Origin of the sequence: Amycolatopsis sp. EV170708-02-1 (genome assembly GCF_022479115.1) — a bacterium.
Classification (GTDB): domain Bacteria; phylum Actinomycetota; class Actinomycetes; order Mycobacteriales; family Pseudonocardiaceae; genus Amycolatopsis.
Map to the genome: position 1 here is coordinate 6,283,115 of NZ_CP092497.1, position 24,335 is coordinate 6,307,449.

At 69.9% G+C, this 24,335-nt stretch carries 22 protein-coding genes; 13 read left to right on the top strand and 9 right to left on the bottom strand.

Going from position 1 to position 24,335, the window contains the following annotated elements:
• Positions 1-13 precede the first annotated feature (13 nt).
• On the top strand, positions 14-658 hold the full coding sequence (locus tag MJQ72_RS28425; RefSeq protein WP_037342386.1) for a response regulator transcription factor: 645 nt from the start codon (positions 14-16) through the stop codon (positions 656-658).
• Positions 659-749: 91 nt separating this feature from the next.
• On the opposite strand, the gene MJQ72_RS28430 is transcribed toward MJQ72_RS28425, so the two are convergent.
• Positions 750-1,280: a GNAT family N-acetyltransferase gene (locus MJQ72_RS28430; RefSeq protein WP_240594165.1), complete on the bottom strand. Its 531-nt coding sequence runs from the start codon at positions 1,278-1,280 to the stop codon at positions 750-752.
• A gap of 31 nt (positions 1,281-1,311) precedes the next feature.
• Here MJQ72_RS28430 and MJQ72_RS28435 point away from each other — a divergent pair, with 31 nt between their 5' ends.
• Genes MJQ72_RS28435 through MJQ72_RS28445 form a run of 3 tightly spaced genes read left to right on the top strand, consistent with a single transcriptional unit; the run spans position 1,312 to position 3,111 of the window.
• The gene (locus tag MJQ72_RS28435; RefSeq protein WP_240594166.1) at positions 1,312-1,875 is read left to right on the top strand and encodes an XRE family transcriptional regulator; all 564 of its coding nucleotides are present in this window, start codon (positions 1,312-1,314) and stop codon (positions 1,873-1,875) included.
• Positions 1,876-1,885: 10 nt separating this feature from the next.
• Positions 1,886-2,695 (top strand): DUF3626 domain-containing protein, encoded by an 810-nt coding sequence (locus MJQ72_RS28440; RefSeq protein WP_240594167.1) that lies wholly within the window; start codon positions 1,886-1,888, stop codon positions 2,693-2,695.
• Between the two features lie 5 nt (positions 2,696-2,700).
• On the top strand, positions 2,701-3,111 hold the full coding sequence (locus MJQ72_RS28445; RefSeq protein WP_126736027.1) for a secondary thiamine-phosphate synthase enzyme YjbQ: 411 nt from the start codon (positions 2,701-2,703) through the stop codon (positions 3,109-3,111).
• On the opposite strand, the gene MJQ72_RS28450 is transcribed toward MJQ72_RS28445, so the two are convergent.
• A complete protein-coding gene (locus MJQ72_RS28450) occupies positions 3,049-4,047 on the bottom strand; it encodes an ABC transporter permease (protein ID WP_240594168.1) in 999 nt (332 codons plus the stop codon). The two genes, MJQ72_RS28445 and MJQ72_RS28450, sit on opposite strands and share 63 nt — an antisense overlap.
• A gap of 127 nt (positions 4,048-4,174) precedes the next feature.
• Here MJQ72_RS28450 and MJQ72_RS28455 point away from each other — a divergent pair, with 127 nt between their 5' ends.
• The 4 genes from MJQ72_RS28455 to MJQ72_RS28470 all read left to right on the top strand — a co-directional run bounded on the left by MJQ72_RS28455 (position 4,175) and on the right by MJQ72_RS28470 (position 8,900).
• Positions 4,175-4,861, top strand: coding sequence for an HAD hydrolase-like protein (locus tag MJQ72_RS28455; protein ID WP_240601439.1), 687 nt, complete (start codon positions 4,175-4,177; stop codon positions 4,859-4,861).
• A gap of 9 nt (positions 4,862-4,870) precedes the next feature.
• Positions 4,871-5,800 (top strand): hypothetical protein, encoded by a 930-nt coding sequence (locus MJQ72_RS28460; RefSeq protein ID WP_240594169.1) that lies wholly within the window; start codon positions 4,871-4,873, stop codon positions 5,798-5,800.
• On the top strand, positions 5,797-6,654 hold the full coding sequence (locus MJQ72_RS28465) for a hypothetical protein (RefSeq protein ID WP_240594170.1): 858 nt from the start codon (positions 5,797-5,799) through the stop codon (positions 6,652-6,654). The genes MJQ72_RS28460 and MJQ72_RS28465 overlap by 4 nt, the downstream gene beginning before the upstream one ends.
• A gap of 71 nt (positions 6,655-6,725) precedes the next feature.
• Complete coding sequence (locus MJQ72_RS28470) at positions 6,726-8,900, top strand: bifunctional lysylphosphatidylglycerol flippase/synthetase MprF (protein ID WP_240594171.1); 2,175 nt, start codon at positions 6,726-6,728, stop codon at positions 8,898-8,900.
• Here the strand turns inward: MJQ72_RS28470 and MJQ72_RS28475 are convergent.
• Positions 8,837-9,763, bottom strand: a complete 927-nt coding sequence (locus MJQ72_RS28475; protein ID WP_240594172.1) for a hypothetical protein — start codon at positions 9,761-9,763, stop codon at positions 8,837-8,839. The genes MJQ72_RS28470 and MJQ72_RS28475 overlap by 64 nt on opposite strands.
• Positions 9,763-11,511, bottom strand: coding sequence for a proline--tRNA ligase (locus MJQ72_RS28480; protein WP_240594173.1), 1,749 nt, complete (start codon positions 11,509-11,511; stop codon positions 9,763-9,765). Before MJQ72_RS28480 ends, MJQ72_RS28475 begins: the two co-directional genes overlap by 1 nt.
• A gap of 126 nt (positions 11,512-11,637) precedes the next feature.
• Between MJQ72_RS28480 and MJQ72_RS28485 the strand changes: the two genes are divergently transcribed.
• Together MJQ72_RS28485 and MJQ72_RS28490 are read left to right on the top strand one after the other, a co-directional pair.
• Positions 11,638-11,994, top strand: a complete 357-nt coding sequence (locus tag MJQ72_RS28485) for a VOC family protein (protein WP_240594174.1) — start codon at positions 11,638-11,640, stop codon at positions 11,992-11,994.
• A gap of 28 nt (positions 11,995-12,022) precedes the next feature.
• Positions 12,023-12,937: a 2-hydroxyacid dehydrogenase gene (locus MJQ72_RS28490; RefSeq protein WP_240594175.1), complete on the top strand. Its 915-nt coding sequence runs from the start codon at positions 12,023-12,025 to the stop codon at positions 12,935-12,937.
• Positions 12,938-13,121: 184 nt separating this feature from the next.
• Here the strand turns inward: MJQ72_RS28490 and MJQ72_RS28495 are convergent, their stop codons facing one another.
• Both MJQ72_RS28495 and MJQ72_RS28500 read right to left on the bottom strand, forming a co-directional pair.
• Positions 13,122-14,057, bottom strand: a complete 936-nt coding sequence (locus tag MJQ72_RS28495) for an aminoglycoside phosphotransferase (RefSeq protein WP_240594176.1) — start codon at positions 14,055-14,057, stop codon at positions 13,122-13,124.
• A gap of 73 nt (positions 14,058-14,130) precedes the next feature.
• Positions 14,131-15,099: a GNAT family N-acetyltransferase gene (locus MJQ72_RS28500; protein WP_240594177.1), complete on the bottom strand. Its 969-nt coding sequence runs from the start codon at positions 15,097-15,099 to the stop codon at positions 14,131-14,133.
• Positions 15,100-15,158: 59 nt separating this feature from the next.
• Between MJQ72_RS28500 and yaaA the strand changes: the two genes are divergently transcribed.
• Both yaaA and MJQ72_RS28510 read left to right on the top strand, forming a co-directional pair.
• Positions 15,159-15,914 (top strand): peroxide stress protein YaaA, encoded by a 756-nt coding sequence (gene yaaA, locus MJQ72_RS28505; RefSeq protein WP_240594178.1) that lies wholly within the window; start codon positions 15,159-15,161, stop codon positions 15,912-15,914.
• Positions 15,915-16,001: 87 nt separating this feature from the next.
• Positions 16,002-17,453, top strand: coding sequence for a trypsin-like serine protease (locus MJQ72_RS28510; protein ID WP_240594179.1), 1,452 nt, complete (start codon positions 16,002-16,004; stop codon positions 17,451-17,453).
• A gap of 65 nt (positions 17,454-17,518) precedes the next feature.
• On the opposite strand, the gene MJQ72_RS28515 is transcribed toward MJQ72_RS28510, so the two are convergent.
• The 3 genes from MJQ72_RS28515 to MJQ72_RS28525 all read right to left on the bottom strand — a co-directional run bounded on the left by MJQ72_RS28515 (position 17,519) and on the right by MJQ72_RS28525 (position 21,825).
• A complete protein-coding gene (locus MJQ72_RS28515; RefSeq protein WP_240594180.1) occupies positions 17,519-19,042 on the bottom strand; it encodes an NAD(P)/FAD-dependent oxidoreductase in 1,524 nt (507 codons plus the stop codon).
• Between the two features lie 72 nt (positions 19,043-19,114).
• Positions 19,115-20,662: a S8 family serine peptidase gene (locus MJQ72_RS28520; RefSeq protein ID WP_240594181.1), complete on the bottom strand. Its 1,548-nt coding sequence runs from the start codon at positions 20,660-20,662 to the stop codon at positions 19,115-19,117.
• A complete protein-coding gene (locus MJQ72_RS28525) occupies positions 20,662-21,825 on the bottom strand; it encodes a S8 family peptidase (RefSeq protein WP_240594182.1) in 1,164 nt (387 codons plus the stop codon). Before MJQ72_RS28525 ends, MJQ72_RS28520 begins: the two co-directional genes overlap by 1 nt.
• 270 nt (positions 21,826-22,095) lie before the next feature.
• Between MJQ72_RS28525 and MJQ72_RS28530 the strand changes: the two genes are divergently transcribed.
• A complete protein-coding gene (locus MJQ72_RS28530; protein ID WP_240594183.1) occupies positions 22,096-23,301 on the top strand; it encodes an AAA family ATPase in 1,206 nt (401 codons plus the stop codon).
• The last annotated feature ends 1,034 nt before the right edge of the window (positions 23,302-24,335 follow it).

Here is a 24,335-nt window from a genome sequence, read left to right on the forward strand (position 1 = left end):
AATAGGGGGCGGCGTGCGCGTCGTGATCGCGGAGGATTCGGCCATCCTCCGGGCGGGGCTCGTCGAACTGCTGAACCTTCGGGGGCACGAGGTCGTCGCGGCCGTCGCCGACGGCGACAGCCTGTGCGCGGCGGTTCGCGAACATCGGCCGGACGTGTCCATTGTGGATATCCGGATGCCGCCGACGCACACGGACGAAGGGCTGCGCGCGTCCATCGCGCTGCGCGCGGAGCTGCCGGGGTGCGCGATCCTGCTGTTCTCGCAGTACGTCGAGACGCAGTACGCGACGGAGCTCCTGGCCGATCGCGCGGGCGGCGTCGGCTATCTGCTGAAGGACCGTGTCGCGGAGGTGTCGGACTTCCTGGACGCGCTCCGCCGGGTCGCCGAGGGCGAGACGGTGCTCGACCCGGAAGTGGTCAGTCAGCTGTTCACCGCCACCCGGAAGACGGACGCGCTCGCGGGGCTGACGCCGCGGGAGCGTGAGGTGCTGGGGTTGATGGCCGAGGGCCGGTCGAACTCGGCCATCGCGGCGGCGCTGTTCCTTTCGGCGGGCTCGGTGGAGAAGTACGTGTCGAGCATCTTCGGGAAGCTGGCGCTGCCACAGTCCGAAGGGGACAACCGGCGGGTTCTCGCCGTGCTGCGGTACCTGGAGTCTTAGGCGGGGCTGAAGGGGCCTTTCCCCGCATCTCACGCGGCGAAGGACGCTTTCACTGCATCGCATGCGGGGAAAGCGTCCTTCAGCCCCCGGATCACCGCGGCTCCGCTGGGGGCCCGTCCACCTCCGGCAGGCAGAGCTGCACCCAAGCGACATCCCGCCAGGCCCCGTGCTTGTGGCCGATCCGCCGGTACGTCCCCACCGGCTCGAATCCGAGCGAGCGGTGCAGCCCGGCGCTCGCGTCGTTCGGCAGCACCATCCCCGCGCAGAAGTTCCGGAAACCGCGCGACGCCAGCGCGTCCAGCAGCGCCTGATAGAGCGCGCGCCCGCCGCCGGTCCTCCGGCGGCCGAGCTCCAGATAGATGCTGACCTCGCAAGACCAGCGATACGACGGCCGGCCGCTGAAAGGGCCTCCGTAGGCGTAGCCGACGACGCGGCCTTCGTCGTCTTCGAGCACGAGCCACGCGTGTGATTTCTGCGCCTTGGCGATGCGCTCGGCCATCTCGTCCGGTTTGGGCGGCTCGGTTTCGAACGAGATCACCGTGTCGGTGACATACGGCGCGTAGATCTCCGCGCAGGCCGTCGCGTCGGCTTCCGTCGCTTCCCTGATCACCATGGCGACCATAGTAACCGAGGCTGCCACTATAGTGAGCAGCATGTCGGATCCCTTGTCCGCGTCGCTCGCCGCGACGCTCCAGTCCGCGAGGCTCGATCAGAACCTTTCGGCCAACGCCCTCGCCGAGTCCTCTGGCGTGTCCAGGGCGATGATCGGCAAGATCGAACGCGGCGAGGCGCAGCCGACGGCGGTCCTGCTCAGCAGGCTTTCCGCCGCGCTCGGCATGACGTTGTCCGAGCTGATCGCACGCGCCGAACACGGCGACCGGCGGCTCGTGCGCGCCGCCGATCAGCCGGCTTGGACCGACCCCGACACCGGGTACGTGCGCCGCGCGGTCTCACCTTCGCTCGGCGGGCCGCTGGAGCTGGTCGAGGTCGTGCTGCCGGCGGGCGCCGAAGTCGCCTTCCCCGCCCACACCTACGTGCTGACCCATCACCAGATCTGGGTGCTCGACGGGCATCTGCGGTTCCGCGAGGGCGATGTCGAGCACGAACTCGACGCGGGTGATTGCCTGCAGCTCGGCACCCCGCAGCCCTGCGCCTACGTCAACCCGACCGCGGAACCGGTCCGATATCTGGTCGCCTTGGCCCGGCGGCACGCCTGATACTCGGGTGATGAAGTCCCGGGCCCTCGCGTACGTCGCGGCGAAGACCCGCGGCGGGCACGAGGCCGCGCTGCCGGTGACGCTGCACTTCCACCCCGACAGATCCACAGTGGACGGACGTCCGCTGCTCGACGCGATGGCCGAAGACGGCTTCTACCGCAACCAGTTCGAAACCGGGACGAGCAACGGAGGGCTCACCGCGCGTCCCGGCGGAGATCGCTGGCACTGGGAAAGCCGGATGTTCGGCGGCGCCTACGACGACGCGCCCGCGGCCGAACGGCCGAAGTACGGCGCGCTGAACTTCCGCCGCCGCGCGGTCGGCGGCGCGCCGAGATTCGGCTCCGCCCACTTCCGCATGGCCGCGCACACCCTCGGCAGGACGACGTTCTGCTACCCGGACAGCGTGCTGGATCCGGCGGATTTCGGCCACGGCACCAGGGTTTCCGCACTGATCGAGCTGGCGGAGCAAGACGACACCGACCTTCTCGACGACTACATCGAGGCACACGTCCACGGCCCTGTCGACCTCGCGACGGACGTCGAAGCCCTGGTTCTCGACCCGAGCCACCGCGGCACCGACGTGGAGAAGGCCGCTTCACGGCTCAGCTGCCCGGTCGAATGGCATCCGGGTTTCCGCCTGTCCATCGAAGAACTCGAACGGCACCCGGCGTACCGCGGCGCCGAATTCGTCGAACTCGGCCTGGCGCTGGCCGAAGACGGCCATCTCGACCCGCGTGTCCTCGGCGAAGCCCGGCACCTCGACCAGCAGGCCCTCAAACGCGTCTGGCACTACGTCGCCCGCTTCGGGGCACTACCGTGAAGAGCATGTACTCCACGGAGATCGAGGTGCGCACCGGCAGCGTGGCCGTGGTGCACGACCTGACCAAGGACGCCGAGGCCTTCCTGCGCGACGCGGACGCCGAGGACGGGATCCTGCACGTCTTCGTCCCGCACGCGACATCCGGGCTGGCGATCCTCGAGACCGGCGCCGGCAGCGACGAAGACCTGCTCACGGCGCTCGACGAGCTGCTCCCCCGCGACGGCCGCTGGCGGCACCAGCACGGCAGTCCCGGTCACGGCCGTGACCACGTCCTGCCCGCGCTGCTGCCGCCGTTCGCGACGATCCCGGTGCTCGGCGGGGTGATGACGCTGGGCACCTGGCAGTCGGTCTGCCTAGTGGACACCAACCTGGACAACCCGGTCCGGCGCGTCCGTTTCAGTCTTCTGGAGGGCTGACCGGCCCGGCCACAGCGCGAGCACCAGTCCTGCCACGAGCAGCCCGGCGAGCACCCACACCCCGGTCGTGACGTCCGGCGCGCCGGGCACGCCCTGCAGCAGGCTCCGGAGCCCTTCCGCCGAGAACCGGAACGGCGTCCAGGACCACAGCACCGCGCGGTACGCGGGGTTCAGCAATTCCGGCACCTGACCCGCGACGGCGGGCGCGACCAGATACAGCGGGCCGAGGATCGCCATCGCCCGCACGCCCAGCAGCCTCAGCAGCCCGGTCTGCAGGGCGGCGAATCCGGTGGAGGCCAGGAAAAGGAAGCCGAGGACGTCCCAGCCGAGCGGGAGCGCGGAGTCCCACAGTTTCAGGAAACCGGCCAGCACGGCGGTGACCAGCACCCCCGCCGAAACGATCTGCGTGAAGCGCGCGGCGGCTCCCGCGTCCCGGCCGGTTCGCTGTCCGGCCAGTACCAGCACGGCGCCCGCGATCAGGCAGCCGACCCACGCCAGCGCGCTCAGCGCGAGCGGCGCGACCCGGCCCGCCGCGCTCGCCGGATGCAGCGTCTCGATCTTCGGTGTCCCGCCGAGAGCCTGTGCGGCGCCGGACAGCGCCTGCTGCGCGAGCTGCGTCCCGGACGGGTTCACCGCCCCGGAGAGCACGACCGTCGACGGAAGTTCGAGGACGCCGTAGACCTCCTTGTCCTCCAACAGTTTCCGGCCTTCCTCGGGCGAGGTCACCCGCCACGAGACCTGTCCTCCGCCCTGGGAGGCGATCCCGTTCGCGGCCGCCTGGAGCGGTCCCGGGGGCGCGGCCACGGCGAGAGGGATTCCGTCGGGCGCCACGGTGGCCTGCGCGCCGAAGGTGAGGAAGCCGAGCACGGCGGCGACCAGCGCACCGGCCAACGCGGCGAGTAGGGCGAAGGCCCCGGCGGGGCGACGGTTCGACATGGCCGTCCTCCATTTATTCGTCACTTGTTGAATTAGCTGCCAAGGTAGGCCTCGGCCGCGCAGAAGTCAACAGACGTTGAATAAGCTCACCGGTACCGTCGATCGCGTGACTACTCCGCATCGGCTCGTGCTGTGGGACATCGACCAGACCCTCGTGGACCTGCGCGGCGTGGGGGCCGCCTGGTACACGACCGCGCTCGCCGAGGTCGCCGGCGTCGAACTGCGGGCCTTGCCGAATTTCGGCGGCCGCACCGAACGCGCCATCAGCGCGGACATCCTGACCTCGCACGGCGTCGAGCCCACCGAAGAGAACGTGCGCAAGCTCTGGCTCGCGCTGATCGCGGTCTCCGAAAGCCACGCCCCGACCCTGTCTTCGAGCGGCCGGGCCCTCCCAGGCGCCAAGGACGCGCTGAACGCCTTCGCCACGCACGGCGGCGTCGTCCAGACACTGGTCACCGGGAACCTGCCGGAGATCTCGGTGCACAAGCTCACCGCGTTCGATCTGCACGAACACGTGGACTTCGAGATCGGCGGCTACGGCTCGCTCTCGGCGCACCGGCCCGATCTGGTGCCCGCCGCCGTCGGCCACGCTTCGGCGAAACACGGCACCGAGTTCGCGCCCGAGTCGGTCGTCGTCATCGGCGACACCCCGGACGACGTGCGTGCCGCGCTCGACAACGGCGCCGTCGCGGTCGCCGTGGCGACCGGGCAGTTCAGCGCGGAGGAACTGGCCGACGCGGGCGCGCATACCGTGCTCGGCGACCTGTCCGACCTGGTAGCGGTACGTGCGGCCGTGCTCGGAGGCGCCAACTAAGCTCGGTTCATGGCATACCCAGGCGGCGGCAACGGCTGGCCGGAGCAGCAACCGCAGCAGCCCTATCAGCAGTACCCACCGCAGCAGGGATACCAGCAGGATCCCCAGCAGCAGTACCAGGGTTACCAGCAGCAGGGGTTCCAGCAGTTCCCGCAGCAGACCTACCAGGGTTTCGCGCCGGAGCCGCCGAAGGGCGGCAAGAAGGGCCTGTGGATCGGCCTCGGGGCGCTCGTGCTGGTCATCGCCGTCGGCGCCACGCTCTTCTTCGTCCTCCGTGACGGCGAAGAACCGCAGCCCCAGGCGGCGCCGCAATCTTCCTCCGCGCCCGCGCCGCCGCCGTCGTCTTCGGCGACGAAACCGCCGTCTTCGAGCAGCGGAGCACCGAAAGACAACAAAGTGCCCTCGACGACGCCCGGCTGGCAGGGGATCCTGTCGGTCAAGGACAAAACCGCCTACGACCTGCCCGCGTCGGGCTGGGAGACCGAGCCGGGCCAGATCGTCGGCTACAACGAGGGCGAATACAAGATGGTCATCCACGAGGCGTCGACGTACAAACTCGGCGCCTGCCCGGAGGCCCGAGGCTCGAACCGCGGTGTCGTCGGCTTCGCCACCGCGGACCAGATCCCGGTCGAGAACGCCGCCAGGGGCGCCGTCCGGCTCTGGATCCAGGCCGCCACCGGCAAACCCGACGTCCCGATGCCCGCCATCACCCAGGTGCCGATCGCGGGCGGCTCGATCCAGGCGGTCAGCTCGACCGGGACGTTCACCCCGGCCGAATCCGAGGAATGCCGCGCCCCGAGCGTGAAGGTCACCTCGGCCGCGTTCAAATCCGGCGACCAGACCATCTGCTTCGTCATGGCCATGGACCAGGGCACCCCCGACGCGCTGCCCGAATCGGAAGCACAGAAGATCCTGGCGAGTCTGAGGCCTCAGCAATGACCGGCCCCGGTGGGCACATCGACGAACCTCGGCAGTGGTTCGTCGATCCGCTCACCGGGCGACCGCTCGAAACCGAAACCGAAGCCGAACAGACGAGCCCGCTCCCGGTCGTCCGGGACACCGTTCCGCCGCGCCGCCGCCTGCGTCTCCGGCCGACACTGGGGATCCTCGGGCTGGTCCTCGTCATCGCCGTCGGCACGACGGCCACCTATCAGGCCAAGACCGCGCCCCCGCCGCCGTCCGCCCACGACCTCGTCCTGCCCGACCCGGTGCCCGCCACCCGGATCGAACCCGTGATCGCGGGCTGGCAACCGGTGCTGTCCGACGATCACCCGCTCGTCTACGACGCACCACCGGACTGGAAACTCGAAGAGCCCGACGTCGCCATCGGCTACGAGACACCGGCGGGGGATCTCGTCACGCTGCAAGGCGTCGCGCGGTACCGGCGTGCCTTCTGCCCGGGCTCCGATCTGTCGGCACGCGCGATGGCGGGGTTCACCACCATCGACGAGGGCGAGGTCGGCGACCTCGCCCAGGCGGCCGAGGAGACGACGATCCGCTGGGCCGAAGCGGCGTACGGACACGCTCCGAAGGCGGAGATCGGCAAGGCGGGGCCGGTGCCCGTCCTGGACGGCGGGACCACCGCCACCGCCGTGACCACCACCGTCGTCCCCGCCCCGGACGGGCCGTGCCCGGCGCCCTCGGTCGCGATCACGGCGATCGCCCTCCCGCTGCGCGCGCTGCCCGGCTCCGGCCGCTACCACGTCCTTCTGGTACTGGCGGACCAGGGGATCCCCGGTGCGATAGCCAGCGGCATCGTCCTCAAGATGGGTGAGAGCATCCGTCGCGAGTAGCACTCCCCTAAGGGAAATATGGGTCCCGTGCCGGATGTGTCCGGGCCCCTCCCGCCCTTAATTTGAGTTCCATGCCAAAAGGGGGAAGCGGGACGGCCGCGCCGGGCCGGACGCACAAGATCGCCACGGTGCTGAGGCACCGGCTGCCTTTCACCACCCTCGTCACGGTGACCATGCTCGCGCTCGCCTTGGCCACGGGCGCGCTCTGGTCGGCCGCCGAGGACCGCGCGGTGTATCCGTACATCGCGTATGGGCTGCCGTCGCTCGAAGCAGGCCGGTGGTGGACCTTGTTCACCGGACCGCTGTTCGCGGTCGTCCCGCTGTACTACCTGCCGATGGTGCTCAGCTTCGCGTTGTTCGCCGGGTTCGCGGAATGGCGGCTCGGCACCCGCCGCGCGATGGCCGTCGCCATCGGCGGCCAGTTCGTCAGCGTGCTGGTCGCGGTCCAGTTCCTGGCTTTGAGCCGCAATTCCGGCTGGGAATGGGCGGAACGCGTCGCGGGCAGCCTCGACGTCGGGTTCTCCGGCGGCGCGCTCGCCGCGGTCGCGGTCGCCAGCGCCACCCTGCGCCCGCCGTGGCGCCTGCGCTTGCGCGCCGGGCTGTGCGTCTACGCCGGGGTCGCGATCATCTTCGTCGGCACGCTCGCCGACCTCGTGCACTTCTTCGCCCTCGTCCTCGCGCTGCCGTTCGGACGGAAGTTCGTCGGTGCCAAGGAATCCTCGCGCGAACGGCGGCCGAGCCTGCGCGAGTGGCGGTTCTACGTGATGGCCGGTCTGCTGGTGCTGACGGTCGCCGAACTGGTGATGTCCTTCGTGCCGGGCAACGGCCCCTTCGGTTCGTCCGAAGAGCTTTCGCTGTCCACCTGGGAAGTCGTCGTCCTGTGCCTGATCGTGGTGCCGATCATGAACGGCCTGCGCAAGGGCAGCCAGGTCGCCTGGTGGTGCGCGATGATCCTGACCTCGTTCGTCATCCTGCAGGTGATGGTCTACGGCGGGGTGCTCACCCTCGCGGAGATCTTCGGCGAGGACGCCGGCATGGTGGATCCGCCGCTGTTCTTCGTGGACAACCTGCTGTGGACGGTCGAATTCGCGCTGCTGGTCTCCTCGCGCGGCGCTTTCCGCGTGCCGTCACGGCGGAAGTGCCGCCGTCTCGGCCGGATGGGCAACCCCGCGCTGGCCCGCACGCTGCTCAGCCGTCACGGCGGAAGCACACTTTCGTGGATGACGACCTGGCCGCAGAACTCGTACTTCGTGGCCGCGGACGGTAAGTCCTACCTCGCCTACCGGCGCCACGCCGGGGTGGCCATCGCCCTCGGCGATCCGATCGCCCCGGACGGCGCCGCCGACCGGACGATCGCCGAGTTCATCACGATGTGCGAGAACACCGGTCTCGTGCCGTGCCTGTTCTCCGCCACCGGCGACACCACCGCCAAAACCGAGGAGCTCGGCTGGAAACAGGTCCAGGTCGCCGAGGACACCCTGATCGAACTGGAAACGCTGGAATTCCGCGGCAAGCGCTGGCAGGACGTGCGGACCGCGCTCAACCGCGCCAAGAAGGACGGCGTCGAGTTCCGGCTCGTCCGGCTCGCCGACCAGCCGCGCGCGGTGATCTCGCAGGTCCGCGCGATCTCCGAGGAGTGGATCGGCGACAAGGGCATGCCGGAAATGGGCTTCACCCTCGGCGGGGTCGACGAGGCGATGGATCCCGAGACCCGGGTGGGGCTCGCGGTGGACGCCGACGGTGTGGTCCACGGCGTGACGTCGTGGCTGCCGGTGTACACCGGCGCGGGCGCGATCGGCGGCTGGACGCTCGACGTCATGCGCAAACGCGCCGACGGGTTCCGTCCGGCGATGGAGTTCCTGATCGCGTCGTCCTGCCTGGCTTTCCGCGAAGAGGGCGCGAAGTTCGTCTCGCTGTCCGGCGCTCCGCTGGCAAGCTCCGGCGAACCCGCGCACGCCGTCGAGCGGGTGCTCGACGCGCTCGGCACGATGATGGAACCGTTCTACGGCTTCCGTTCGCTGCACGCGTTCAAGGCGAAATTCCAGCCGCGCCACGTGCCGCTGTACCTCGCGTTCCGCGACGAGGCTGATCTGCCGCGGATCGGGATCGCGCTCGGCCGGGCCTACCTGCCGAACACCGGGCTGCTGCGGCTGGCGAAGCTCGCACGGTCGGGCAAGAAGCCTCAGCGCAACGTCGAAGGCGGCGGCGTGATGGTCTTGCGGTCGGCCTCCGGAACGCCCCGGTAGGTCTTGAGGATCTTCAGGATCAGCTCGCGATCCGCTCCGCCCGGTGCGTCCTGGCCCGAATAGACGGCCAGGGCCGCCGAGGCTTCACCCAGCTGGGGCGCGATCACGCCGACCAAGGCGCGGTGGGCGCCACAGGCCCCCGGCGGGGTGATGACCTCCGCGAGGACGATGCTCGCGGGGACCTTCTTGCCGGTGCCGAGGGTGAACTCGGTCGTTTGGGGCGGTTCCGCGGTGACCTTGGCCGTCAGCGGGCCGTCTTCGGGGTTGTAGGCGCTGACGGTGAGAGCGTCGACCGCCTTCTTCGCCGCGGCGGCGTGATCGGCGAGCTTGATGTTGGCCACGCCGCTGCCGCCGATCCTGCTTCGCTTCTCCTGCGGGCAGTAGCCTTCCCCGACGAAGGCGCTGGCGACCATGGTGATGCCCGGGACCTGGGTGCCCTTCTCCCAGCCGTGGATCGTGCCGGGTTTCGGCGTCCAGTTCGGCGGGACGTCGTAGGCGTAGACGCCGTCCTTCCCCGCCACCGACTGCCAGCCGTCGGTCACCGGCGGCGCGACGACCCGGGGTGAAGGCGTGTAGACGATCGGCGCCCGAGGTGTCGGCGCGCTGGTCTCCGAAGACCGGTCACTGTTGTTCGCGAGCGCGGCGACCGTGATGACGCCGAGCGTCGCGAAGAAGCCGTACATGGCCCTTCGCCCGCTCCGCGACATCGGCTGCTTCGCGGGCTTCTCCGGCTCTGGCTCAGGCGCGGGGGTCTCGGGAGCGGGCGTGTAGCCGGACGAGTCCGAGGGCTGATAGCCCCCGAACCCGTCCAGCGCCGCGTTGTCCTCGTAGCCCGGGGAATCCTTGCGCTTCTTGCCGAACATTACGAACGGACGAGCTTGACCAGGTGCTCCACGACCGCGTCCACGGCGATCTCCTCGCGGTCGCCGGTGCGGCGGTCCTTGACCTCGACGACACCGTTCGCCAGGCCGCGCCCGACGACGAGGATCGTCGGCACGCCGACGAGTTCGGCGTCCGCGAACTTCACGCCCGGGGTGGCCTTGCGGTCGTCGAGGACGACCTCGATACCCGCGGCGTCCAGTTCGGCGGCGAGCTTCTCCGCGCCCGCGGCGACCGTCTCGTCCTTGCCCGCGATGACGACGTGCACGTCGAACGGCGAGACCTCACGCGGCCAGACGATGCCGAGGTCGTCGTGGTTCTGCTCGGCGAGCACGCCGACCAGCCGCGAGACGCCGACACCGTACGAACCCATGGTGATGCGGATGGGCTTGGAGTCCGGGCCCAGCGCGTCGAGTTCGAACGCGTCCGCGTACTTGCGGCCCAGCTGGAAGATGTGCCCGATCTCGATACCGCGCGCGGCGACCAGGGTGCCCTTGCCGTCGGGCGACGCGTCGCCCTCGCGGACCTCGGCGGCCTCGATCGTGCCGTCGCCGGTGAAGTCGCGGCCCGCGACCAGGTCGACGACGTGGTGGTCGCGCTCGTCGGCGCCGGTGACCCAGGCGGTGCCGTCGACGACGCGCGGGTCGAGCAGGTAGCGGACGCCGTTGTCCTTCAGCGCCTTCGGGCCGATGTAGCCCTTGACGAGGAAGGGGTTCTTCGCGAAGTCGGCCTCTTCGAGCAGCTCGAACTCGGCGGGCTCGAGCGACGCTTCGAGACGCTTCGGGTCGACCTCGCGGTCGCCGGGGAGGCCGATGGCCAGCAGCTCCCATTCCTTCGCGCCCGGCTGACGGGTCTTCACCAGGACGTTCTTGAGCGTGTCCGCGGCGGTGAAGGTGCGGCCGAGGTCCGCGTTGTTCAAGAACGTGACCAGGGACTCGATGGTCGGGGTGTCCGGCGTGTGGTGGACCTTCGCCTCGGGGAGGCCCTCGATCGGCTTCGCCTCGGGAGCGGGCGTGGTGACCGCTTCGACGTTGGCCGCGTAACCCGATTCGGTGCTGCGGACGTAGGTGTCCTCACCGGTCTCGGCGACGGCGAGGAACTCCTCGGAAGCCGAGCCGCCCATCGCGCCGGAGGTCGCCTTCACGACGACGTACTCGATGCCGAGACGGTCGAACAGCTTGGTGTAGGCCTGGCGGTGCAGCTCGTACGACTTGCTCAGGCCCTCGTCGTCGAGGTCGAAGGAGTAGGAGTCCTTCATGACGAACTCGCGGCCGCGCAGGATGCCGGCGCGGGGGCGCGCCTCGTCGCGGTACTTCGTCTGGATTTGGTACAGGACGACCGGGTAGTCCTTGTACGAGCTGTATTCACCCTTCACGGTGAGCGCGAAGAGCTCTTCGTGCGTCGGGCCGAGGAGGTAGTCGGCACCCTTGCGGTCCTTGAGGCGGAACAGGGCGTCGCCGTACTCGGTCCAACGGCCGGTGGCCTCGTAAGGCTCCTTCGGCAGCAGCGCGGGGAACTGGATCTCCTGCGCGCCGATCGCGTTCATCTCGTCACGGACGACGTTCTCGATCCGGCGCAGCACCCGCAGGCCCAGCGGCAGCCAGGAGTAGCCACCCGGGGCCACCCGGCGGACGTAGCCGGCGCGTACCAGGAGCCGGTGGCTCGGTACCTCGGCGTCCGCCGGATCCTCACGCAAGGTGCGAAGGAACAACGACGACATCCTGGTGATCACTTCTGGGCTCCTCGCTGGAATTACGTGCTTAGACGTTCTGCGCAGCGTAGTCACCCCGCCCCGGGCCGGTTCAACCGGTTATCGCGGGCGCCCGGTTTTGTCGGTGGGCGCCGCTAGCGTGCCGCCATGGGTATCGAACTGGGCATGATCACGATCGACTGCGCGGATCCGCGCGAGCTCGCGGCGTTCTGGACGAAGGCGCTCGGGGTCGAGGTGGATCAGGACCACGGCGGCGAGTTCCTGATCCTGCATGCCAAGAAGGAGAACGGGCCGGTGTTCGCCTTCCAGCGCGTGCCGGAGGAGCGGGTGGGCAAGAACCGGGTCCACGTGGACTTCGGGACCGACGACATCGAGAAGGAGGTGGAACGTCTGATCGGACTGGGCGCGAAGAAGCTGGACGAGCACGAGATGCCGGGCTTCGCCTGGGCGGTGCTGGCCGATCCCGTCGGCAACGAATTCTGCGTCGCGACCCACGAGGGCTGACGCCGGTCCTGATGGTCAGAATGGCGGCATGACGGAGCGAGCCATCCTGCCCTGGTCCGACATCGAGCTGCCCGAAGGGCTGAGCGCGAGGCTCTACGACGGCGTGGGCCCGCTGCCGGACGCGGGCCTCGACGACGTCGAGGTCTACGTGCTGCCGTACGACACCGGTACCGAGCCGATGAAGCTGATCGACCGGCTACCTTCGCTGAAGCTCGTGCAGTCGTTGTCGGCCGGGGTGGAGAAGCTGATCCCGCTGGTGCCGGCGGAAGTGAAGCTGGCCAACGGCCGCGGCCTGCACGACCTCAGCGTGGCCGAGCACGCGCTGGCGCTGATCCATGCTTCGCAGCGGGATCTGCCGCGCTGGTTCGCGCAGCAGGCGACGGCGTCGTGGGAGCGCGAGCACACGCGCTCCCTGGCCGACAGCCGGGTGCTGCTGGTCGGCCACGGCTCGATCGGCCAGGCCATCGAGCGGCAGCTGGTCGCGGCCGAGGCGATCGTGACCAGGGTGGCGAGCACGGCCCGGCCCGCGGAGCGGGTGCACGGCGTCAGCGAACTAGCGGAGCTGCTGCCGTCCGCCGACATCGTGGTCCTGATCCTGCCCGAGACGCCCGCGACCATGGGCCTGTTCGGCGCCGCGGAGCTCGCCGCGCTGCCGGACGGCGCCCTGGTGGTGAACGTCGGGCGGGGCTCGGCGATCGACACCGGGGCGCTCACGTCCGAGACCGTCTCCGGGCGGTTGCGCGCCGCGCTCGACGTCGTCGACCCGGAACCGTTGCCCGCCGGGCATCCGCTGTGGACCGCGCCGGGCGTGCTCATCACGCCGCATATCGCGGGCGGTTCGGCGTCGTTCTACCCGCGCGCGAAGCGGCTGGTCGCCGAGCAATTGCGCCGGTACGCCGCCGGGGAGGAACCGCTGAACCTCGTGAGTGGCAGGGACGGTTAGAACCGTCCTCGCCACTCACGAGCCCGGCTGCTGCCACGTGCCTTGGCTGCCCTGCCGGAGGCGTTGCGAAAGTGGCTTTCGCGTCGTGTAGAGCGCCACCGACAAGACGCGAAGGGGCCTATCGCCGCATCGCACGCGGCGAAAGCTCCCTTCAGCCCAGCTGGCGACCACGCCACTTCGCCCACTACTGCCAGTGGGTCCGGTAAGCGAGCCACTCCCGCATGGCGCCGGCGAGACGGCGCTGCGCGGCCCGGACCCCCGTCGTCGCGGGCGGTTCCGGTAAGCGGCACGCTCGTTCGGTGTGCCCGGCCAGTGCGACACCGAACGCGGTGACCGCCCAGACCGGGACACCGGTCAGCACGGGGCGACGCCGGAGCAGCCGGTCGACGTCGGCGGGCTCGTGCCCGGCGTCGAGCAGGTACGGGACGAGCGCGACCAGGTCGAGCCAGCCCGCACCCCTCGCCGGGTAGCGCCAGTTGGTGACGAGCACCCTGCCCGGCCCGGTCCGCACCAGGTACTCGGGCTGGATGTCGTTGTGCAGCAACGTGTCTCCGGCCGACCAGGGATGCCACGACGTCTCCAGCTGGACGAGCCGGTCGAGATTGCGGACGGCCCATGCGTCGAGGTCGCCGGGGCGTTCCTTCGCGAGTTCGTGCCAGCCGCGCAGGAGCGGGCCGAGATCGTCGAGCGCGTCCGGCACGTCGGGCAGCGGGCACGGGGTGAGCGTGCGCCCGAGCGCGCCGAAGGTGGCCAGCACCGCGGAGAGGTCCGGCGATCCCGGGCGCAGGTTCGGCCTGGTGCCGTCGAAGTCGGCGAACGCGAGCACCAGCCATTCACCGTCCACAAAGGACAGCAGCTTCGGTGTGGGCGCCTCCGGGGGAAGCCGCCGCGCGATGGCGGCCTCCGTCCGGTAGCCGCCCGCGCGCGGGCTGCTCGCCGGGATCGCCTTCAGGAAGACCCAGCGATGATCGCGTTCGAGTTCGAGCCGCGCCGAGACACCGCCGTCGAATTCCGGGGTCTGCCACAACGAACGGCGGACCATCGACCCGAGCTCGCGCTCGACGGCGTCACGCGTCGCCAATGGAAGGTCGTGCCAGCCGAGGCGTGCGGAAACCGGCAACGCCCTACCACCCCCAGCGATCTCTCCGAGAAGATCGACTGTACCGAAATCCACCCTTTCAGGTGACAACCGGTCAGGTCGGAACAGGTTTCACGTATCCGGCCCAGCGCTGGAACTCGCTGAACCCGACACGCTCGTAAACCCCGAGAGCGCGGTGCGTGTTGTCCTGGTCGACGTTGAGCGAAGCCCGCTGGAAACCCTTGGCCTTCGCCTGGACGAGCGTGTGCCCGAGCAGCGCTCCCGCGATGCCGCGCCCGCGAAGGCTCGCGTCGGTCGCGACGTGGCTGACGTACAGATCCTTCACGCCCGTAGCGGCCTCGTCGGAGGCGAAGAACGCGCTCAGCACCATCGCGACCACCCTGTCCCGCTCCGGGCTCAGGAGCAGGAACGACAGGTCCGGCTGGAAGTCCTTCCCGCCGACCACCAGATGACGCCAGGCCTCCGGGGACTGCTCGGTGCTCCCCCAGTGATCCGCGAAGGTCTCGTTGCGGGACCGCAGCGTGAAGGCCTCGTACTTCTCCTCGTACGCGACCAGCGGGAACTCTTCGGGCAGCGGTTTCGCCGACGGGATCGAGGCGAGGTCGGCACGCATGTCGACGAACCACCGGGCGTGCTCGTACCCGGCGCCCACGAGCACGTCGGTGAGCCAGCGCTGCTTGGTGTTGACCCCGGCGTGCAGTTCCAGCGGTACGCCCGGATGGGACGTCGCGTGGAGCTTCTTGCCCGCCTCTTCGAACCAGCTCGTGAGGCGCGCGGCGATCGCGTCGTCGCGGTACGCGGGGTGGACGAGCGTCTCCGCCCGCATCATGTGCACCCGGTCCGCCGCGTCACGCTTGCGGAGCAGGCCGTAGGCGACCAGCTTGTCGCCGTCCCAGGCGCTGGTGGACGCCGTCGGCAGGTGGACGGTGGGCGTACCGATCTCTTCGGCGAGATCCTCCGCGCTGTAGTGCTCCTCGATCGGCTCGGCACGCTCCGCCTCGGCGAAGGTCTCGGCCAGTCGCGGCATGTCGTCCAGGGTCAGCGGGCGCCAGGTCAGGCTCATGCGGACGAGGCTAAGCCCGCGCCTCGGGGTGACGCACTCCATTTAGTTACGCTTCCGTGGTGCTCGTGCTGCTCCCCCCTTCCGAAACCAAGGCCGCCGGCGGCACCGGCGCGCCGCTGGACCTCGGCGCGCTGTCGTTCCCGGAACTGAACCCGGCCCGCGCGAAGCTGGCCGACGCGCTGGCCGAACTGGCGGGTGACGTTCCGGCCAGTGTCGCCGCGCTCGGCATCACGCCACGGCAGGCCGACGAGGTCGCCCGCAACGCCGAGCTGTGGACGTCGCCCACGATGCCCGCGCTGCGCCGCTACACCGGGGTCCTCTACGACGCGCTCGACGTGAAGTCCTTCACCAAGGCGACGCTGGCGAAGGCCGAGAAGCGCCTTGCCGTGGCTTCGGCGCTGTTCGGGGTGGTCGCGGCGACCGACCCGATCCCGGCGTACCGCCTTTCCGGCGGCAACGCGCTGCCGTCGCTCGGGACCGTCCGCAGCGTGTGGAAGCCGGTCCTCGAACCGGTGCTCCAGGGCATCGACGGACTCGTGGTCGACCTGCGTTCCGGTACCTACTCGGCGCTGGCGAAGCTCCGCCCGGACGCGGTGACCGTACGTGTCGTGACCGAGGACGCGAAGGGCAACCGCACCACGGTGAGTCACTTCAACAAGGCGTACAAGGGACGGCTGGCCGCGGAACTGGTGAAGTCCCGCAGCGAACCGTCCACTGTGGAGCAGCTGATGCGCGTGCTGTCGAAGGCGGGCCTCGACGTCGAACGCACCGGTGACCACAGTATCGAGCTGCTCACCGGGGACGGAGTGCATTAGTTCCGTACCCATACGGGCTTCTTCCTCGGTTGTTCCACCAGGCGCGGATGCGGAAAGTGATTTCCAGCCACCTGGAAAGGAACCACCGTGAACAGAAGACAACGGCTACTGGGGATCGCCACCGCCACCCTCGGCTGCCTCTCGGTCCTCCTGCCCGCTCCGGCGGCCGCCGCGAACCTGCCCGCCGTCACCCCGACGGATCAAGCGGTCGTCCCCGGTGGACTGCACACGAACTCCATCGGCGGCACCCCCGCCTCGGTCCGGGACTACCCGTTCATCATCGCCGGCCTGCGCGAAGGCGGAACTCGCCCGCAGGGCCAGACCTGCACCGGATCGGTCGTCGCGCCGCGCAAGATCCTGATCGCCGCGCACTGCAAGGACGCGGCGGGCGAGAAGTCCTTCCTCTACGGGCTGGACGATCTCAACGCCGGTGGCGGGACGCGGATAGGCGTCGTCAGCTACGAGAAGCACCCGAAGTACGTCAACTTCGACCAGGGCTACGACGTCGCGGTGGTCACCACGGACGCCGACATCCCGGTGCCCGGCGGGCAGTACGCGAAGGTCGCGACGTCGGCCGACACGGAGCTGCACAAGCCGGGCAAGTCCGGGCTCGGGCTCGGCTACGGCAAGAAGGACCACAACGACGACACCCGCAACGTCGAACTGCACAAGTTCACCCTGCCGATCGTGCCGGGCAGCAACTGCAGTGGTGTCGGCGCCGGCTTCAAAGAAGCCACGATGATCTGCAGCGGGTACAGCGACGGCCACGTCACGATCCTGCCCGGCGACAGCGGCGGGCCGCTCATCGTGGACGGGACGGTCGTCGGCGTCGCGTCGTGGAGCCGCAGCGACTTCAAGTGGTACAGCGTTTACGGCCGGCTGAACAACGACATGGGCGACTGGGTCAAGCAGCAGATCGGCGAGCCGCAGAACCCGGAGAAGTTCTCCCTGGGCGTGACGCCGTCCGCGCTGAAGGTCGAGCCGGGCAAGTACGTTTCGGCCACGGTGACCAGCAAGCCGGGCAAGAACGGCGCGGAGAAGGTCGATCTCAGTGCTTCGGGGCTTCCTGAAGGCGCGACGGCCACGTTCCAGCCCTCGTCCATCACCTCGGGCGAGTCGGCGAAGGTGAGTATCGAGGTACCCGCCGGGACGGCCGAAAAGGACTACGCGGTCACGATCTCGGGCAAGGGCACCACCGACACCGCGACCACGAACCTCACGCTGACCGTCGGCGAAGGTGGACCGCAGCCCGGTGACCTCAAGGTGGGCCTGAGCCCCACCAGCGGGACTTCGCAACCCGGTTTCTTCAGCAACGTCACGGTTTCCGCCACCGGCGGCACAGGCACGATCACGCTGTCGGCGTCCGGGCAAGGGCTGCCGTTCGCCCCGTTCTTCAACCCGCGGACGATCTCGAGCGGCGGCAGTTCGACCATGCAGGTGGTCGCGCCCTTCCAGCGGGGCACGTACCCGGTGACCGTCACCGCGACGGACTCGGCAGGCAAGACCGCCACCGCCGTCTACACCCTCACCGTCCAGTAAGCAGACAAGTCCGTGAAGGCCTCCTTGAGGGACTCTGGGTCCCTCAAGGAGGCCTTCACGGACTTTCAGGATCGGGCCAGCACGGCCATCGCGGCGTTGTGCCCAGGGATGCCGGAGACACCACCGCCCCGGACGGCCCCGGCGCCGCAGAGCAGCACCCGTTCGTGCGTGGTCTCGACGCCCCAAAGACCCACCTGGGTGTCGTCCGCGGCATAAGGCCACGAAAGATCTCGATGGAAGATGTGTCCCGCGGGCAGCCCCAGTTCGGCTTCGAGATCCAGCGGCGTCTTCGCCTCGACGCACAACCGGCCGTCCGGCGCGCGCAGCACACAATCCTCGATCGGCTCGGCGAGCACACTGTCCAAAGAGGACAAGGTCGCTCGCAAAGCCTCGTCCCGTGCGGCGTCGTTGCGGCCCTCGAACAGCCGCGCGGGCATGTGCAGCCCGAACAACGTCAGCGTCTGCACCCCGGCCGCCCGCTCGGTGGGGCCGAGGATCGACGGATCGGTCAGCGAATGGCAGTAGATCTCGCACGGCGGCAGCGACGGGATCCGGCCCGCGGCGGCCTCGGCGTAGGCCGTCGCCAGTTGCCCGTAACCCTCGTTGACGTGGAACGTCCCGCCGAACGCCTCACGCGGATCGACACCCGGATCGCGCAGCTTCGGCAACCGCGACAGCACCATGTTCACCTTGAGCTGCGCGCCTTCCGGCGCCTCCGGCGGCTCCTCCCCCAGCAACCGTGCCAGCGTCCGCGGCGCGACGTTCGACAGCACGTGCCCGCCGCGCACGGCGAATTCGTCGTCGCCGAGCCGATAGCGCACTGAGCCACCTGGGTCGATCGACAACACCTCGGCGCCGGTGATCAGTTTCGCCCCGGCGGAAGACGCGGCCGACGCGAGCGCCCCTGTCACCGCGCCCATCCCGCCCACCGGCACGTCCCAGTCGCCGGTCTCGTTGCCGATCACGTGGTAGAGCAGGCAAAGGTTCTGCCGGAAGTCGCCTTCCCCGGCGAAGGTGCCGATCAGCGCGTCGGTCAGGACGACGCCGCGGACGGTGTCGTCGCCGAACATCCCGGTCAGCGTTTCCGAGATCGGCCGTTCGAACAGCGCGTCCCACGCCGCCGGCTCGATACCCGAACGCAGCTCCTCCCTGGAGACCAGCGGCTGGGTCAGGGTGGGGAAGGTCCGTTTCGCGACCTGCGACGTCATCGCGTAGAACCGTCGCCACGCCTCGAAGTCCTTTGTGGACCCGGTGAGCGCGGAGAACGACGACGCGGTACGGCTCTCGTCACCCGTGTCGACAAGGAGACCGCCATCGCCGACGGGGGTGTACGACGACATCCGCCGCCGCCGGAGATCGAGGCCGAGCCCCAGCTCCGCGATGATCTTGCGCGGCAGCAGGCTCACCAGGTACGAGTACCGCGACAGCCGGACGTCGACGCCGGGGAACGCCCGGAAGGAGACCGCCGCCCCGCCGACCTCGTCGCGCCGTTCCAGCACCAGCACCGACCGGCCGGCCCTGGCCAGGTAGGCGGCCGCCACCAGGCCGTTGTGCCCGCCACCGACGATCACGGCATCGTAGGACTCCACGCAAGACCTCCCAGCGAAAACGACAGTGCGCCGCGGTCATCGTGACCACGGCGCACCGCCGTTCGCAAGGACTCAGAAGGTGATGGAGAAGCCTTCGATCGTCCCGCTGTCGAACCGGTAGACGTCACGGACCCGCAGTTTCCAGGTCCCGTTCGCCGGTTCGGACGAGGCGTTCACCGTGTACGACGTGTGCACGCCGCTCGCCTCGCCGATCCCTCCCGCCTGCTTGAGGCCGAACACCGCACCGCTCGGCCCGATCAGGTCTATCGCCAGGTCACCGGTGTAGGTGTGCGCGATGTCGACCTTGACCGGCAGCGTCGCCGACGCCTTGCCGTCGCAGCCGTCCTGCGTCACCGAACTGGTCACCGCGTCACCCGCGTCCGGAATGGACACCGGTGTCGTATTCGATTTCACCCCGCACGTCGGGGTGGGGCCACCGCCGCCGATGAACGACACGTTCAGCAGCTTGTTGACCGTGCCGGACGGCAGTCCCTTGAGCACGCCGTCGGAGGCGTTGTTCACCAGCGCGTCCCGCGTCTGCTGCGGGGTGGCACCGGTGTTCGCCGCCAGGTACATCGCCGCCGCGCCCACTACGTGCGGCGTGGCCATCGACGTCCCGCTCATGTTCGCCGAACCACCGTTGGACGTGGACAGCGACGTGATGTTGCTGCCAGGGGCGAAGATGTCCACGCACGAACTGTGGTTGGAGAACGAGGACTTGTTGTCGCTCTGGTCCGAGGCGCCGACCGTGATCGCCTCGGGAACGCGGGCGGGGCTGACGTTGCAGGCGTTCTGGTTCTCGTTGCCCGCCGCCACCACGTAGACGAAGCCCGCCGCGATGGACTTCTTGATGACGTCGTCGCCGACCCCGGCCTGATCCATCCGGAGGCTCAGGTTCGCCACCGCCGGTTTGGTGCCGTTCGCGGTGATCCACTCGGCCGCGTCGATGATGCCGGAGTCCGGCCCGTTGCCCGAACAGTCGTTGCCCAGCACCTTCAGCCCGACGAGCTTGACCTTCTTCGCCACGCCGTAGGTCTTGCTGCCGATGGTGCCCGCGGTGTGGCTGCCGTGCCCGTTGCAGTCCTTCCCGTTGCCGCCGAAGAAGTCCTTGCCGACCGACGCGCGCCCCTCGTACTCCGGGTTCTCCGGGTTGATCCCGGTGTCGAGGTCGTACGCGGTGACGCCCTCGCCCGTGTTGCCATAGGTGTAGCTCTTGTCCAGTGGCAGGTTCTTCTGGTCGACGCGGTCGAGACCCCACGTGGGGTTGGTCTGCGTGCCGACGGCACGCGCGGTGCCGTCCTGGTAGACCGCCTTGACCGCCGGGTCGGCCGCGAGCCGCCGGGCCTGCCGCTCGGACATGCCCTTGACCGAGAACCCGCGGAGCACGTTCTTGTACGCCGACCGGACCTCGCCGCCGTAGCGGCCGGTCAGCGCGGCCGAAGACTGCTCGACCGCCATGGTGCCGACCTCGTGGAGCTCCACGATGTACTGATCGCCGTAGTGCTGCTTCGCCTGCACGACAACGCCTTCCGCCTCCGCGGCGAGGGCGTTGCCCGCGGCGAGCGCGGCCAGCGCGGTGGCCGCGACGGCCACCACGCCGGCCCGCACGCCGCGCCGCATCAGAGACCCGCCACGTTCAGCAGCTTGTTGGTCGAACCGGTGCCCGGGCTCTTGACGACGCCGCTGGTGGCGGCGTTGGCGAGACCGGAGGCGACGGCGGCCGGGGTGGCCGACGGGTTCGAGGTCAGGTAGATCGCGGCCGCGCCGGCGACATGCGGCGTCGCCATCGAGGTACCGCTCATCTGCTGCGTGCCGCCACCATTGCGCAGGGAGGTGATGCTGGTGCCCGGCGCGAAGATGTCGGTGCAGCTGCCGTAGTTCGAGAACGAGGACCGGCGGTCGTCGCTCTGGGTGGCGTTGACGGTGATGGCCTCACGCACGCGGGCCGGGCTGGTGGAGCAGGCGTCCGTGTTGGAATTCCCGGAGGCCACCGTGTTCGTGATGCCCGCCGCGACCGCGCGGCGCACGGCGGAATCCACCCCGGAGTCGGCCGGGCCACCGAGGCTCATGGTGAGCACCGACGGGCCCTTGGCGTTCTTCACGACCCAGTCGATCCCGGAGATGATCTGCGAGTACTGGCCGCTGCCCTGGCAGTTCAGCACGCGGACCGAGACGATCTTGGCGCCCTTGGCCACACCGTAGGTGGCGCTGCCGACCGTGCCGGCGACGTGCGTGCCGTGTCCCTGGCAGTCGCGGGCGTCGCTGTCGTTGTCGATGAAGTCGTACCCGCTGGTCGCGCGGCCGCCGAATTCGGACTGGCGGTAGTCGACACCGGTGTCGAGGACGTAGACCGTCGCACCGGAACCGGTGTTCGGGTAGGTGTACTTCTTGTCCAGCGGCAGGTTCTTCTGGTCGATCCGGTCCAGACCCCAGGTCGGGTTGGTCTGCGTGCCGAGCAGATGCGCGACCGCGTCCTGCTGGACGAAGTCGACGTTCGGGTCGGCCGCGAGCCGTTTCGCCTGCGCCTCGGTCATCTTCGCCGAGAAACCGTTCAGCGCGGCGCTGTAGGTCGCCTTCACCTGGCCGCCGTACTTCGCCGCGAGGCCGGCGTCGCCGCTCTTGAGCGAGACGATGTACCCGTCCGTGACGGCTCCCGGCACACCGGCGCCGCGGATCTGCCCCTCGGCGGCCGCGGCCGGTCCGGCGAAGGCCACGGTGGCCGCCGCACAGGCCCCGGCGAGCACCGCACCCGCGATCCGGTGACGTCGAAGTTCTCCACGCATTTCCTGAGCTCCGTTCACTCGAACAGGTGGTTCGCGCCGGCGGGATTCCGGGCCGACGCCGTGACGTGCAGTCACGCATGAATCACTTTCGGGTGGCGGGACCTGCGCGAACAAGCGAGGCAACGGTCCGTAGGACTACGTATCTAATGGCGAAATCCACCGTCCCTACGAAAGTCTGGTGACCGTCCGAGCGGGTTCCGTGATCATCGAACCCGCGCTTAAGCTGCGTTCACTCGAACGGTGTGGTTCGTGAAGCGGGGGTGACCCGGCATGGTGATCGGTGGCTGCCGACGCAGGACGAGTTCGCCCATACTCGTCGGCCGTGAGGCGGAACTACGCGCGCTCCTCGACGGCGCGATGCGCTCGCCGTCGGTGCTCATGCTCGAAGGGGAAGCGGGCGTGGGCAAGACCCGGCTCGCCACCGAACTGCTGGCCTGCGCCGAACTGGCCGGACGGCCGGTCCTCACCGCGGCCTGCCAGCCGCTGCGCGAGCCTTTTCCGTACGGCGTCGTCTTCGACGCGCTGAAGGACGTCCGCCCGGCGCGTGAGCTCAACCCGGTGACCGGCGTCCTCGCGCCCTACTTGCCCGAACTGGCGGCATTCCTGCCGCAGCCGCCACCACGGCCCGGCGATCCGAGGGCCGGACGCCACCAGCTCTTCCGCGCCGTCCGGGAACTGCTCGGCTCGCTGGGCCCGCATGTCCTGCTCATCGAAGACCTCCACTGGGCGGACGACGGTTCCCGCCGTCTGCTCCGGTTCCTGATGACCGAACCGCCCGCCGGCCTGACGCTCCTGGTCACGTACCGGCGCGAAGAGACCCCGGGCGGGATCCCGCTCGGCAGTGCCTACCGGCCGACGCCCGGCACCGCGCACACGCTCGTCACGCTCCGGCCACTGGACCGCGACGGCGTCCAGGCACAGGTTTCGGCCCTGCTCGGCGAAGCGAACGTCTCCGCCGAATTCGCCGCGCGGCTGCACGAGCGGACCGCGGGGATCCCGTTCGTGGTCGAGGAGATCGTGCACGCGATCGGAGGCGTCGAAGGCGCGGTGCACGCCGACGGCGCGACCGCGCGGCGGCTGCTCGACACGGTCGAAGTCCCGGCGCTGCTGCGGGAAGCGACGGTCGAACGGCTCATGGCACTGCCGCCCGTCTCCCGGCGGATCACCGACGCCGCCGCCGTCCTCGGCACACCGTCCACTTCGGACCTGCTGGCCGCCGTGGCCGCGCTCACCCCGAACGCGCCCGCCGCGCGCTCGTGCTCGCGCTCGAACGCAACGTCCTCGTGGAATCCGGCGAAGGCAGGTACGGCTTCCGGCACGCGTTCGCCCGGCAAGCCGCGTACCGCACCATCCCAGGTCCCGATCGCCAGGAACTGCACCGGCGGGCCGCACGGCTGCTGCGCGACCGCCTCCCGCAATCCCTGGTGCGGCTGGCCGAACACTGCCGGAAGGCGGGCGACCGGGCCGGTGCCCTGAAATACGGTGAAGCGGCCGCGGATCAGGCGTCGACGGTCGGCGACCTCGCCACCGCGACGGATCTGCTCCGCACCCTGCTCGACGAACCGGGTCTCCAACCGTCCGATGTGGACAGACTGGCGGTCAAGTTCAGTTCGGTGGCGTGCAACGGGCTCGCGCAGACCGAAGTCGTCCCGGCGCTGGAGCGGCTGCTCACCGACGGCAGGCTGTCCGGACGGCTGAGCGGCGAGGTCCGGCTGGGGCTCGGGCTCCTGCTGGTGCGCCAGGCGGGCGGCTTGGAGGCGGCGAGGACCGAGATCGAGATCGCCGTCAACGACCTCGCCGACCGGCCCGACCTGGCGGGCCGCGGGATGGGCGTCCTCGCCCAGCCCTGGGTCGGCGCGACCCCGCTGCGGGAGCACCGGCGCTGGATGGACCGGGTGGACGAGCTCATCGAAAGCGCCACGGACCGGCGGCTGAAGATCATCCTGCTGGCCAACAACGCGGCGTCACGGCTGCATATCGGGGACCCGCGCGGCTGGGACATGCTGGACCGGGCGCCCACCACCGTCGGTTCCCCCGACGAACAACGGCATCTGGCGCGGCTGCACTGCAACAGCGCCGACGCGTGCGCCTGGACCGGTCACCACCGGCGGGCAAGGAGCCTGCTGCACAGCGGGATGCAGCTGGCCGCCGACTGCGGGGCGCCCTACGTCGTCAGCACCGCCCGCGCGACGGCCGTCCACACCGACTGGCTCACCGGGAACTGGGACGGCCTCGCCGAACGGGCCTGCGCGCTGATCGACGAGTACCGCGACCTCCTGCCGGTGACCAGCGAACTGTGCCTGGTGCTCGGCCTGCTCGCCGCCGCCCGCGGCGAATGGGACGAGGCCGCGGCCCGGTTCGCCGGAACCGCGGCGGATCAGCCCGAGAACGCGTTCACCCCGGTCGCGATCGCCGCGCACGCCGGGATGGCGGGCATGCTGCTCGCGCAGGACCTCGGCGAGGCCGCCGTCACCCAGGCCGAGCAGGGGCTGGAACTCTTGCGCGCCAAG

Excerpts from the sequence above, each read along its gene's own strand:
- MJQ72_RS28470 (WP_240594171.1), top strand. The coding sequence starts at position 6,726 with ATGCCAAAAGGGGGAAGCGGGACGGCCGCGCCGGGCCGGACGCACAAG.
- MJQ72_RS28460 (WP_240594169.1), top strand. The coding sequence starts at position 4,871 with ATGGCATACCCAGGCGGCGGCAACGGCTGGCCGGAGCAGCAACCGCAG.
- MJQ72_RS28465 (WP_240594170.1), top strand. The coding sequence starts at position 5,797 with ATGACCGGCCCCGGTGGGCACATCGACGAACCTCGGCAGTGGTTCGTC.
- MJQ72_RS28530 (WP_240594183.1), top strand. The coding sequence starts at position 22,096 with ATGGTGATCGGTGGCTGCCGACGCAGGACGAGTTCGCCCATACTCGTC.
- MJQ72_RS28475 (WP_240594172.1), bottom strand. The coding sequence starts at position 9,763 with ATGTTCGGCAAGAAGCGCAAGGATTCCCCGGGCTACGAGGACAACGCG.
- MJQ72_RS28490 (WP_240594175.1), top strand. The coding sequence starts at position 12,023 with ATGACGGAGCGAGCCATCCTGCCCTGGTCCGACATCGAGCTGCCCGAA.
- MJQ72_RS28500 (WP_240594177.1), bottom strand. The coding sequence starts at position 15,099 with ATGAGCCTGACCTGGCGCCCGCTGACCCTGGACGACATGCCGCGACTG.
- MJQ72_RS28485 (WP_240594174.1), top strand. The coding sequence starts at position 11,638 with ATGGGTATCGAACTGGGCATGATCACGATCGACTGCGCGGATCCGCGC.
- MJQ72_RS28435 (WP_240594166.1), top strand. The coding sequence starts at position 1,312 with ATGTCGGATCCCTTGTCCGCGTCGCTCGCCGCGACGCTCCAGTCCGCG.
- MJQ72_RS28430 (WP_240594165.1), bottom strand. The coding sequence starts at position 1,280 with ATGGTCGCCATGGTGATCAGGGAAGCGACGGAAGCCGACGCGACGGCC.
- MJQ72_RS28445 (WP_126736027.1), top strand. The coding sequence starts at position 2,701 with ATGTACTCCACGGAGATCGAGGTGCGCACCGGCAGCGTGGCCGTGGTG.
- MJQ72_RS28525 (WP_240594182.1), bottom strand. The coding sequence starts at position 21,825 with ATGCGTGGAGAACTTCGACGTCACCGGATCGCGGGTGCGGTGCTCGCC.
- MJQ72_RS28520 (WP_240594181.1), bottom strand. The coding sequence starts at position 20,662 with ATGCGGCGCGGCGTGCGGGCCGGCGTGGTGGCCGTCGCGGCCACCGCG.
- MJQ72_RS28450 (WP_240594168.1), bottom strand. The coding sequence starts at position 4,047 with ATGTCGAACCGTCGCCCCGCCGGGGCCTTCGCCCTACTCGCCGCGTTG.
- MJQ72_RS28440 (WP_240594167.1), top strand. The coding sequence starts at position 1,886 with ATGAAGTCCCGGGCCCTCGCGTACGTCGCGGCGAAGACCCGCGGCGGG.